Genomic DNA, 10,874 nt, shown 5'->3' with positions numbered 1-10,874 from the left:
TCCTTCTCGCCCTGGTGGGCGGCCCGTTCCGGGCTGAAAATGGGGGTCCGGTCGCTCGTTGACGTCGTTCCACCTTGGTCGTTGAGGCCGTCGTCTAGTCGGGCGCTGGGAGTCGCGCTGTTGGGCCCTTCACTGTTGCTTCGAGCACGCGGATTAGCTTCGTCTCCCGTCCCTGCGACTCCTGCGAGCGGCCGCCCCTGGTAACGGTGCTGTGGCGAGGAGGTCGCAGGTGGAAGAGACCCCAGATGATGCGCAGGTGGTGCAGCGGGTCGCGGCGCTGGACATCGGTAAGGCCGAGGTCGTGTGCTGTATGCGGCTGCCCAGTCCGACCGGGTCGTCACGGCGGGTGCAGGAGGTGCGCACCGTCTCGACGATGACCCGGTCTCTTTCCGGGCTGGGTGACTGGCTGGCCGGGCTCGGGGTGACCCGGGTCGTGATGGAGGCGACCTCCGATTACTGGAAGCCGCCGTACTACCTGCTGGAAGCAGCCGGGTTCGAGGTGTGGCTGGTCAACGCCCGCGATGTCAAGCACCTGCCCGGCCGGCCGAAGACCGACAAACTCGATGCGGTATGGCTGTGCAAGGTCGCTGAGCGGGGCATGATCCGCCCCAGTTTCGTGCCGCCCGCGCAGATCCGTGAACTTCGGGACCTGACCCGCTACCGCGTCGACCTGATCGGTGAACGCAACCGGGAGAAGAACCGGGTGGAGAAGCTGCTCGAAGACGCCCAGATCAAACTGTCGGTGGTCGCCAGCGACATCTTCGGCGTCTCCGGCCGGGCCATGCTCGACGCCCTCGTCGCCGGACAACGCGATCCGCACGCCCTGGCACAGCTGGCCCGCACCCGCATGCGCGCCAAGATACGCGACCTGCAGGAGGCGTTCTTGGGCCGCTTCAGCGACCATCACGCGTTCCTGCTGGCCCGGATGCTGACCCACGTCGACACCCTCAACGCCGACATCGCCGCGGTCGAGACCCGCATCGAGGCACTGATCGCCCCTTTCGCGCAGGCGGCGGTGGCCCGCCTTGATGAGATCCCCGGTATCGGCGTCACCACCGCCCACGCGATCATCGCCGAGATCGGCATGACCCGGTTCCCCACCGCCGCCCACCTGGCGTCCTGGGCGAAGTTCACACCAGGAGTCAAGCAGTCCGCCGGCAAGAACAAGGGCAACGGCTCCACCGGCAAAGGCAACCGCTACCTGGCCCGCGCACTGGGCGAAGCCGCCGTCGGCGCGGCACGCACCGACACCTTCCTCGGCGAGCGCTACCGCAGGCTTGCCCGACGACGAGGCAAGAAGAAAGCCCTGGTCGCGGTCGGCCGCTCCATCCTGACCATCGTCTGGCACCTGCTGTCCGACAACAACGCCACCTTCACCGACCTCGGCCTGACCCACTACGACAACCGCGCCGGCACCCAACGCGCCATCCGCAACCACATCCGCGGCCTGAACGCCCTCGGCTACCAGGTCACCCTCCAGACCGCCGCATAACCACAACCTCAAACCCCATCCCGGCTCCGCCGGGATGCTGCCGCACGTCTCGGCATGGTCATTTTCGGATTAGCGTCTGCTCGATTGGAACGGCCAACCGGCCTGGCACCCGATCTGTAAGTGGATCGACGCCAGCGGCAAGCTGATCTCCAGCGGCTGGGGCAGCTTCAACCTGGTCTTCTGATCGGGCTGCTCCACCACGAGCGGAAGGGCCGGCGACCGCCCTTCCGCCGTCCGTCCAGCACCTCTGCCAGCACGTTGTCGGCCGTGTTCGCCGCGTCGTTCCGGTCGGGGGGAACCCGGTGGCGCGCGGGTCGAGGAGACGGAAGCCGTTGGCGCTCACCTTCATCGGTCAGCGAGGTGGCGGACCGGACCGTCGGGTCACGGGCTGGCGGCCAGGAAGACGAAGGCGGCGAGCAGCACCAGGTGCACCCCGCCCTGGAGCACGGTCGCCCGGCCCGGCACCACGGTGAGCACGCCGGTCACGGCGGTGAGGGCGAGCAGCGTCAGCTGCGTGCCGCCGAGGCCCAGCAGCAGCGGGCCGTCGAGCCAGATGGAGGCCAGCGCTATGGCCGGGATGGTCAGGCCGATGCTCGCCATGGCCGACCCGAGCGCCAGATTGAGGCTGATCTGCACCCGGTCCCGGCGGGCGGCCCGGGCGGCGGCGAGGGTCTCGGGCAGCAGGACAAGCAGGGCGATGACCACACCGACGAACGCCTGGGGCAGGTTCGCCGCCGAGACCCCGGCCTCGATCGCCGGGGAGATGGTCTTCGCGTCGCCGACGACCGCGACCAGGGCCACGACGAGCAGCGCCAGACTCGCCAGCGCGGTACGCGTCGACGGCGGATCGGCGTGCCCGTCGCCGTCGGCGTCCTCGGCCAGGATGCTGCCCTCCTGCGTCACCGGGAGGAAGTAGTCGCGGTGCCGGCCGGTCTGCACCATCACGAACAGCCCGTAGAGGGCGAGCGACGCCACGGCCGCGAAGGCGAGCTGGGCGGGGGAGAACTCCGGGCCCGGCCGGCTGGTGGTGAAGGTCGGCACCACCAGGCTGAGGGTGGCGAGGGTGGCCACGGTGGCCAGTGCCCCGCCGGTGCCCTCCGGGTTGAACACCGCCACCCGGCGGCGCAGCGCGCCGAGCAGCAGGGAGAGGCCGAGTATCCCGTTGCAGGTGATCATCACGGCGGCGAAGACGGTGTCCCGGGCCAGCGCCTGCGTCTTGTCGCCGCCGCTGATCATCAGGGTGACGATCAGTCCGACCTCGATCACGGTGACCGCCACGGCGAGCACCAGTGAGCCGAACGGTTCGCCCACTTTGTGGGCCACCACCTCGGCGTGGTGCACGGCCGCCAGCACCGCGCCGGCCAGCAGCGCGGCCACCACGACGATCAGCGCGTCGGGTAGTTCGCGTCCCCAGGAGACGGCGAGCACGAGAACCGCGATCAGGGGTACGAGGGTCGTCCAGTCGGTCAGGCGGGATCGAATCAGGGCGGCCATCCACCAACTCTGCCAGGAAAACCGGTCAGCCGCCCGTGCTCAAGATCGTCAACGGTCCTGCCGAACCGCCTGGACGTGATCTGCCGCACACGTGTCGACCGGTTGCCGGAACGGAAGAAGCCGCACCCGGTGGAACCGGATGCGGCTTCTGACCTCTGGTCGGGGTGGCCGGATTCGAACCGACGACCTCTTCGTCCCGAACGAAGCGCGCTACCAAGCTGCGCCACACCCCGAGGCGTGCCGACAAATAGTAGCCCACCCGCCCCGGGGATCAAACTCGGTACCCCTCCCCCTGCCGGTCAGCGCGGGATGAGGGTGAGCACGCTCGCCTCGGGCGGGCAGGCGAACCGCACCGGAGCGGTCGGGTGGGTGCCGAGACCGGCGGAGACGTGCAGCCAGGAGTCGGAGCCGGGCCAGCGGTGCAGCCCGCGCGCCATCGAGCGGGGCAGTCCGCAGTTGGTCACCAGGGCGCCGTAGCCGGGCACGCAGACCTGGCCGCCGTGGGTGTGTCCGGCGAGCAGCAGCCCGAACCCGTCGGCGGCCATCCGGTCCAGCACCGCGGGCTCCGGGGAGTGGGCCACGCCGACGGTGAGGGCCGCCCCGGGGCTGACCGGTCCCGCCACCGCCTCGTAGTCGTCCCGCTCGATGTGCGGGTCGTCCACGCCGACCAGCTCGACTTCCCGGCCGCCCGCCTTGAGCGTGGCCCGCGCGTTGTTCAGGTCGACCCAGCCCGCCCCGGTGAAGACGTCCCGCAGCTCCTCGTACGGCAGCGGCACGCCCTCGGCGTACTCCCGGTCGCGGAGGAAGTAGGTGAACGGGTTCTTCCAGACCGGTCCGGTGTAGTCGTTCGAGCCGAAGACGAAGGCCCCGGGCAGGTCGAGCAGCGGTTGCAGGGCCCGCAGCACGCCCGGCACCGCGTCCGGGTGGGCCATGTTGTCCCCGGTCACCACCACCAGGTCGGGGTCGAGCGCGGCCAGCGAGGCCACCCAGTCCTGCTTCCGCCGCTGGTTGGGCGTCATGTGCAGGTCCGACAGGTGCAGTACGCGCAGCGGCTCGGCATCCGTGGGAAGCACCGGCACGTCGTACCGACGCAGGGTGAACATGTTGCGCTCGACGAGCGACGCGTACGCCAGGGTGGCCGCACCGGCGGCGACGGTCCCGGCGGCGAGCCGGAATAGTGTGCGCTTTCGCATGGCGTTCAGGGTAGTTTGACCGTCCATGAGCACGCTGAAGGACCGTCTCACCGCCGACATGCGCGCCGCACTCAAGGCGCGCGACGAGCTGACCACGTCCACCCTGCGGATGGCGCTCGCGGCCGTCGGCAACGCCGAGGTCGCCGGCAAGGAAAAGCGCGAGCTCAGCGACGACGAGGTGCTCGCGGTGCTGACCAAGGAGGCCAAGAAGCGGCGCGAGGCGGCGACGGCCTTCGCCGACGCCGGTCGCGCCGAGCAGGCGGGCAAGGAGACCGCCGAGGGTGAGGTGCTGGAGCGCTACCTGCCGAAGCAGCTCTCCGACTCCGAGCTGGCCGAGCTGGTCTCGGGGGCGCTCGCCGCGGGCGGGTTCACCGGCAAGGCGCAGATGGGCCCGGCCATGAAGGCGGCGCAGGCCGCGGTGGCGGGCCGGGCCGAGGGCGGCCGGGTCGCCGCCGAGGTACGCCGGCAGCTCGGCCTCTGACCGGCCGCTGACGACGAATCGGGCGGGCCCCCACCTGGGGTGCCCGCCCGTTGTCGGATGAGGATCAGCGGCGTGGTGGTCGTCCCGGACCGTTGCCCGGCGAGGGCGGGGTACCGGGCGTGTTGCCGCCGGTCGGCTGGCTGCCACCGCCGGCGCTGACCTCGATGGTCACCACGCCGCCCTTGATGGTGCGCCCGTCCGGGCTGGTGCCGGCGGCGGTGCCGACCGGGCAGTCCGACGGGGTCCGGCTGCTCGACACCACCGGCTCGAAGCCGGCGCCGCGCAGCCGCGACTTGGCGGTGTCGATCGACTGGCACTTCACGTCGGGGATGGAGCGCTGGTCACCCTCGAGGATCTTTCCGCTCGGCGGGGTGAAGTTGATCCGCTCCTTGCCCTTCATGGCGTCGCGGAGCGTCTCGTACACCGCCGGGTTGATGCCCCAGGGCACCTCGTTGTGCTTCATCCGCTGGTTGGTCTGCGGCCAGTCCGGGTCCGCCTCGATGCCGGCCACCGCGTACTGCTTGGTCATGGCGACCAGGGCCGAGGTCTTGTCCGAGTCGGTGGTGCCGGACTTGCCGGCCACCGGGGCGTTGACGATCCCGCGCACGTTGCCCGCGGTGGCGGTCTTGCACTTGCTGGTCGCGGAGTGGTCACCCACCGGGCAGCGGGCGGCGTCCACCGCGGCCCGGGCCACCTGCGTGCTGATCCGCTGCTCGCAGTGCGGGTTGGCGATGTCGAGCTTCTCGCCGTCCGGGCCGCGGATCTCCTGCACCGGGATCGGCTCGCAGTATTTTCCGTCAGCCGCCAGCGTGGCGTACGCGTTGGCCAGTTCCAGCGGCGTGGTCTGCGAGACACCGAGGGTGAACGCGCCCCACTGGTGCGCGGCGTCCTTGTTCTCGGCGAACCGGGCGTCGCTCGGTGCCCGGAAGGTGATGCCGAGCTTCTGCGCCGCCTTCACCACGTTCTCCGCGCCTACCCGCTGCTGGAGCGCGACGAAGAAGGTGTTGACCGAGAAGCCGAACGCGCTCCACATGTTGTGCACGCCGGCCATCGCCTTGTTGGCGTTGACCGGGCAGTAGAAGTGCGTGCCCGGGCAGGCGGCCGGGTTGCTGGAGTCGATGATGTACTCGGACTTGAACTGCGGCGGCGCGTTGATGGTGTAGCTGAGTGGGTAGCCCTTCTCCAGGGCCGCGACCAGGGTGAAGATCTTGAAGGTCGAGCCGGCCTGGTAGCCGGTGATGCCGGGGCCACCGGTGATCAGCGGGTTCACCGTGTTCGGGCGGTTGCCCCGGATGCCCTTCTTGGCCTTCTTCGGGTCGCTGGACAGCTTGTTCTGCGGGTGCGCCAGATCATCGATCTTGAAGTTGCGGTTGACCGCGATCGCCCGGACCCGGCCGCTGCCCGGCTCGATCACCGCCACCATCCGGGCGGCCGTGGCGCTGTTGCTCAGGTGGTTGCGGACCGCCTTGTCGGCGGCCTTCTGCGCCTGCACGTCGAGCGAGGTGGTGATGGTGTAGCCGCCGCTCTTCAGCCGGCGCTCGCGGTCGTACGAGGTCGAGCCGAACGTCTCCTGCTGTAGCCACCAGCGGTAGAAGTAGTCGCAGAAGAAGCCCCAGCTCTGGGTGTTGGTGGCGACGCAGCCGTTGGGGGTGCGCTTGTCCTTCACCACGAGCTTGATCTTCTTGGCCTGGTCGGCCTGCTCCTGGGTGATGGCGCCGATCTGCACCATGTTCTGGATGACGTAGTCCCGCCGCCCGACCGCCTCCGGGTAGCCCGCCTTGGTGGTGGGGTCGAACGCGGTCGGCGCCTTCACCATGCCGGCCAGCATCGCCGACTCCTGGATGTCGAGCTTGCTCGGCGGCTTGCCGAAGTAGACCTGGCTGGCCGCGTAGATGCCGTACGCGCCGTTGCCGAAGGCGGCGATGTTCAGGTAGCGCTCCAGGATCTCGTCCTTGGAGAGCTCCTTGTCGATCTGGAGGGCGTAGCGCATCTCGCGCAGCTTGCGGGCGCTGGTGTCCTCCGTCGCCGCGACCACGTCGGCCGGGTGGGTGGCCGAGTAGGAGATGGCCAGCCGGACGTACTGCATGGTGAGCGTCGAGGCGCCCTGCCGGGAGTTCGTCCCCGACTGGTTGTTGACGAAGGCCCGGGCCACACCGTTGAGGTCCACGCCGTTGTGCTTGTAGAAGTCGTGGTCCTCGGCCGCGATGATGGCCTTCTGCATCAACGGCGAGATGTCCTTGAGCTTGACGTCGCGCCGGTTCTCGTCGTACATCGTGGCGAGCGGCGTCTTGCCGTCGGCGGCGAGCAGGTAGCTGATCTGCGGCGCGCGGGCCACCGTCAGCTCCTTGGGTAGGGCGCCGAAGGTCTCGGCCCCCGCCTTCGCCGCGAGTCCGGACATCGCCACCGCGGGGAAGGCCGCCGCCGCGACCACCACGCCGGCCAACAGGCCACAGACAAGCAGCGATGCGGCGTTGGTCAGCACATTGTGGTCACGTTTCCGCATCCAGGTCACCTCGACAGGGTACGCGAGTAGGGAACGAGGGGCGCGCGGGGAACTTTCCCCATTTCCAGCGCGCGCCGGCCTCGTTGTGCTAAACGCACGAGCCCTGGTGCGTGGTTGCCTGAACCTGGCGAAAAGTCTCCCCCGAACGGAGGAGCCGCGCAGCGTTTTCACGTACTCCGGGCGGGTAGACGGCGGGCGAAAGCCCGGGAAGCCGGGAGTGTCCGGAATGATGGATTTAGCCGACAACGTTGCGTAATCGGCCGACTACCCAGCATGATGGTGGCTGCGACAGAGCCACATGTCATCCGTGCCGCCGTGGGGAGGCCGAGCGGATGACGGGGGGGTTGATTCGACGGCTGGTCGCGCGAAGTCGGTAGGTACTGCAAGGGGGGACGTCTGAAGATGGGCATGATCACTGACTGGCCGTCACTGGCGGCATGTCAGAACGGGGACCCGGACGCGTTGTTCGTACAGGGCGCCGAACAGAACGTGGCGAAGAGGATCTGCCGGAGCTGCCCAGTTCGGTACGAGTGCCTGGCCGACGCGCTCGACAACCGGATCGAGTTCGGTGTGTGGGGTGGCATGACCGAACGCGAACGCCGGGCGTTGCTGCGCCGTCACCCGCAGGTGGCCAGTTGGCGCAAGATGTTCGAGGCCGCCATGAAGAAAAACGCCAAGGAGAAGGCCGGCAAGGACAAGATCCTGGTGACCACCGCCAACTGACCGTCGCGGCGGTCGTCCGGCTCACCGCCGGCTGATCGCCTCGCCGATTGTCCGCAGCCCGTCGACGTCGTGCACGTCGGCGGGCTGCGCCGTCACCGACACCGCCGGCACCGTGGGGAACGCCTCGGTGAACCGGGCCGCCACCCGCTGCTCGCGTACCGCCTGCTGGGCCAGCGCGGCGTGGGCCCGCAGCACCTCGACGGTGCCCTCGTGCCCGCCCTCGGCGGCCAGCCGCTCGGCGGCGGCCAGGCTGTCGGCGGCGCCCAGCTGCGGCGCCGCCGGCTCGTGCACCCGGTTGAGCACCAGGCCGGCCAGCGGCATGCGCTCGGAGCGCAGCCGGCCGGCGAAGTAGGCCGCCTCCCGGACCGCGTCCGGCTCCGGCGCCGCGACCAGCAGGAACGCCGTCTCCCGGGCCTGCAGGATCCGGTACGTCTGCTCGGCCCGCTGCCGGAAGCCGCCGAACATCGAGTCCAGCGCGGCCACGAAGCCGGAGAGGTCGGTGAGCAGCTGGGCGCCGATCACCTTCTGCACCACCTTCGAGAACATCCCGAAGCTCGCGGTGACGAAGCTGAACATGCTCCGGCCCCCGCTGCGCGCCGGCGCGAGCAGCAGCCGCAGCATCCGGCCGTCGAGGAAGCGGGAGAGCCGGGCCGGCGCGTCGAGGAAGTCCAGCGCCGAGCGGGACGGCGGGGTGTCCACCACGATCAGGTCCCACTCGCCCCGGGCGTGCAGCTGGCCCAGCTTCTCCATCGCCATGTATTCCTGCGTGCCGGCGAAGGTCGAGCTCATGGCCTGGTAGAAGGGGTTGGCGAAGATCTCCGCCGCCTTCGCCGGATCGGTGTGCTGGAGCACCACGTCGTCGAACGTGCGCTTCATGTCGAGCATCATGGCGTGCAACTCACCGCCGCTGGCCTCGACGTCGATCCCCTTGACCTGGCGCGGGGTGTTGTCCAGCTCGATCAGGCCGAGCGACTGGGCCAGCCGGCGGGCCGGGTCGATGGTGAGCACCACCGTCCGCCGGCCGTGCCGTTCGGCCGCCCGCAGCGCCAACGCGGCCGCGGTGGTCGTCTTGCCCACGCCGCCGGCCCCGCAGCAGACCACGATCCGTACGCCGGGGTCGGCGAGGATCTGGTCGACGTCCAGCGGAGGCGCCGCGTCTTCGGAAGGCACCAATCGAGCGTATCGGTCTGGAGGGTGTCTCTGCTCCGTGCCGGCCGCAGGTGTGAGTCAATCGGCCCGGACGAGCGCCCTGGCCAGCGTCTCCAGCCCCGCCCGATCGACCCCGTCGGGCAGCAGCGGCAGCTCGATCAGGGGCAGGCCCAGCTCCACCAGCTCGCCCCGGAGCGAGTCCTCCAGCTCCCGGCGTATCTGCTGGTCCCGGGCCTCCGTGACCAGCCCGGCGACGGTCCGGCCGTCGGTGGGCAGCCCGGCGGCGGAGAGCCCCCGCTTCAGCTCGGCCGCGGTCACCGCGCGCCCGGCCGGCACCGGGGGCCGCGTCCCGTTGACGATCACCCGGCCGACCGGGAAGCCCAGCTGGGTCAGCTCCGCGATCGCGTCGACGGTCTCCTGGACCGGCATCTCCTCGAGCAGGGTCACCACGTGCACGGCGGTCATCGGCGAGCGGAGCAGCGCGGAGACGCCCTCGCTCTGGGTCTTGATCGGGCCGACCTTCGCCAGCCGGGCGGTCTCCGCCGTGACGTTGAGGAACCGGCCGATCCGCCCGGTCGGCGGAGCGTCCAGCACCACCGCGTCGTACGCCCGGCGCTGGCCGGTGGTGCGGGTGGTGGCCTCCTTGACCTTGCCGGTGAGCAGCACGTCCCGCAGCCCCGGAGCGATGGTGGTGGCGAAGTCGATGGCGCCGAGCTTGCGCAGCGCCCGGCCGGCGGCGCCGAGCTTGTAGAACATGTCCAGGTACTCGAGGAGCGCCTCCTCGGCGTCCACCGCGAGGGCGCGCACCTCGCCGCCGCCCGGAGCGTCGGTCAGGTGCCGCTCCTCGTAGGGCAGCGGGTCGGTGCCGAAGAGCTGGGCGATGCCCTGCCGCCCCTCCACCTCGACCAGCAGGGTGCGCCGGCCACCGGCGGCCAGCCCGAGGGCCAGTGCCGCGGCCACGCTGGTCTTGCCCGTGCCGCCCTTCCCGGTCACCACGTGCAGGCGGGCCGGCCACCCGGTGCCGGCCGGGTCGGCCGGTTGCTCAGCTGCTGCCACCCGTCGAGCCTATCCAGCGGGCGGGATCAGGCGACCTCGCAGACCCACCAACCCGTCTTCTGCACCACCGTGAAGCGCAGGTCCTGGTCGGCGACCTTCTCGTCCGCGGTGGTCATGGTGAGCCGGGTGGTCACGGTCGCCCGGTCCCCGGTCCGGTTGTCCACCTTCGGGCTGGTCCACCGGAACCGTGGGTTCTGGTACTGCGTGGCGTACTTCTTGACCTCGGCGACCTTGGCGGCGATCTTCTTGTCGTCCCGGGAGGCGGAGCAGACGAAGGTGGCCGCCTTCCGGGCGTCGCGGTCCTTGTAGACGGCGGTGAGGAAACCGTCCACCGCGACGGCGGGCTCCTTCGCGCCCTGGCCCTCCTCCGCGTTCCGCAGGGTCAGGAACGCGGCCGTGCCGCCACCACCGCAGAGCAGCACCGCCGCGGCCAGCACGATCGAGGCGATCAGCAGGCCGCGCCGCTTCTTCGGGGGCGGCGGGGTCTGGTACGGCGGATAACCGGGCGCGGGCGGCGGGGACCCCCCTGGGGCCGGCGGGTACGCCCCGGCGGTCGGCGGCGGGAACGCCCCGGGGGCCGGCGGGTACGTCCCGGGGGCCGGCGGGTACGTCCCGGGGGTCGGCGACGGGTACGCCCCGGGCGTCGGCGTGGCGCCGACGGGCGACTGCTCGGGCGAGGGGCCACCGGGCGCGGCGGCGCCGCCGATGGGCGGTTGGGTCATGTCTTCCCCCGGGGTGCGGCGCCGTCGCCGCCCCAGGCGACGGACGCGTGATCAGCACGGC

Annotated in this window: 9 protein-coding genes and 1 tRNA gene; 3 read left to right on the top strand and 7 right to left on the bottom strand. The window is 70.7% G+C overall.

What is annotated here, in order from left to right:
• The first annotated feature begins 229 nt into the window (after positions 1-229).
• Positions 230-1,492 (top strand): IS110 family RNA-guided transposase, encoded by a 1,263-nt coding sequence (locus tag EFE23_RS11345; RefSeq protein WP_123240857.1) that lies wholly within the window; start codon positions 230-232, stop codon positions 1,490-1,492.
• Between the two features lie 381 nt (positions 1,493-1,873).
• On the opposite strand, the gene EFE23_RS11340 is transcribed toward EFE23_RS11345, so the two are convergent.
• The 3 genes from EFE23_RS11340 to EFE23_RS11330 form a co-directional block, all read right to left on the bottom strand.
• Positions 1,874-2,986, bottom strand: coding sequence for a calcium:cation antiporter (locus EFE23_RS11340; protein WP_199737015.1), 1,113 nt, complete (start codon positions 2,984-2,986; stop codon positions 1,874-1,876).
• Positions 2,987-3,142: 156 nt separating this feature from the next.
• A tRNA-Pro gene (locus EFE23_RS11335) sits at positions 3,143-3,219 on the bottom strand.
• A gap of 66 nt (positions 3,220-3,285) precedes the next feature.
• The gene (locus tag EFE23_RS11330) at positions 3,286-4,179 is read right to left on the bottom strand and encodes a metallophosphoesterase (RefSeq protein ID WP_123240856.1); all 894 of its coding nucleotides are present in this window, start codon (positions 4,177-4,179) and stop codon (positions 3,286-3,288) included.
• Positions 4,180-4,204: 25 nt separating this feature from the next.
• Here EFE23_RS11330 and EFE23_RS11325 point away from each other — a divergent pair, with 25 nt between their 5' ends.
• Positions 4,205-4,660 carry a GatB/YqeY domain-containing protein gene (locus tag EFE23_RS11325; RefSeq protein ID WP_123240855.1) on the top strand — a complete coding sequence of 152 codons (456 nt, stop codon included), beginning with the start codon at positions 4,205-4,207 and terminating at the stop codon, positions 4,658-4,660.
• A gap of 64 nt (positions 4,661-4,724) precedes the next feature.
• On the opposite strand, the gene EFE23_RS11320 is transcribed toward EFE23_RS11325, so the two are convergent.
• Positions 4,725-7,163 (bottom strand): penicillin-binding protein, encoded by a 2,439-nt coding sequence (locus EFE23_RS11320; protein ID WP_123240854.1) that lies wholly within the window; start codon positions 7,161-7,163, stop codon positions 4,725-4,727.
• A 402-nt stretch (positions 7,164-7,565) separates the two neighbouring features.
• Between EFE23_RS11320 and EFE23_RS11315 the strand changes: the two genes are divergently transcribed.
• Positions 7,566-7,886 carry a WhiB family transcriptional regulator gene (locus tag EFE23_RS11315; protein ID WP_123240853.1) on the top strand — a complete coding sequence of 107 codons (321 nt, stop codon included), beginning with the start codon at positions 7,566-7,568 and terminating at the stop codon, positions 7,884-7,886.
• Positions 7,887-7,907: 21 nt separating this feature from the next.
• Here the strand turns inward: EFE23_RS11315 and bagB are convergent, their stop codons facing one another.
• The 3 genes from bagB to EFE23_RS11300 are packed head-to-tail and all read right to left on the bottom strand — an operon-like array spanning position 7,908 to position 10,813.
• A complete protein-coding gene (bagB, locus tag EFE23_RS11310) occupies positions 7,908-9,059 on the bottom strand; it encodes an ArsA family ATPase (RefSeq protein ID WP_199737014.1) in 1,152 nt (383 codons plus the stop codon).
• A 54-nt stretch (positions 9,060-9,113) separates the two neighbouring features.
• Positions 9,114-10,091, bottom strand: a complete 978-nt coding sequence (bagA, locus tag EFE23_RS11305) for an ATPase BagA (protein WP_123240852.1) — start codon at positions 10,089-10,091, stop codon at positions 9,114-9,116.
• 26 nt (positions 10,092-10,117) lie between these two features.
• Positions 10,118-10,813 (bottom strand): Rv0361 family membrane protein, encoded by a 696-nt coding sequence (locus EFE23_RS11300; protein ID WP_123240851.1) that lies wholly within the window; start codon positions 10,811-10,813, stop codon positions 10,118-10,120.
• Positions 10,814-10,874 lie beyond the last annotated feature (61 nt).

Source organism: Micromonospora solifontis, from assembly GCF_003725545.1.
GTDB lineage: Bacteria > Actinomycetota > Actinomycetes > Mycobacteriales > Micromonosporaceae > Micromonospora > Micromonospora solifontis.
This window is presented reverse-complemented; position numbering and strand designations above follow the sequence as displayed.

Coding starts and splice junctions, on each gene's coding strand:
- EFE23_RS11315 (WP_123240853.1), top strand. CDS start 7,566: ATGGGCATGATCACTGACTGGCCGTCACTGGCGGCATGTCAGAACGGG.
- EFE23_RS11340 (WP_199737015.1), bottom strand. CDS start 2,986: ATGGCCGCCCTGATTCGATCCCGCCTGACCGACTGGACGACCCTCGTA.
- EFE23_RS11300 (WP_123240851.1), bottom strand. CDS start 10,813: ATGACCCAACCGCCCATCGGCGGCGCCGCCGCGCCCGGTGGCCCCTCG.
- EFE23_RS11320 (WP_123240854.1), bottom strand. CDS start 7,163: ATGCGGAAACGTGACCACAATGTGCTGACCAACGCCGCATCGCTGCTT.
- EFE23_RS11330 (WP_123240856.1), bottom strand. CDS start 4,179: ATGCGAAAGCGCACACTATTCCGGCTCGCCGCCGGGACCGTCGCCGCC.
- EFE23_RS11325 (WP_123240855.1), top strand. CDS start 4,205: ATGAGCACGCTGAAGGACCGTCTCACCGCCGACATGCGCGCCGCACTC.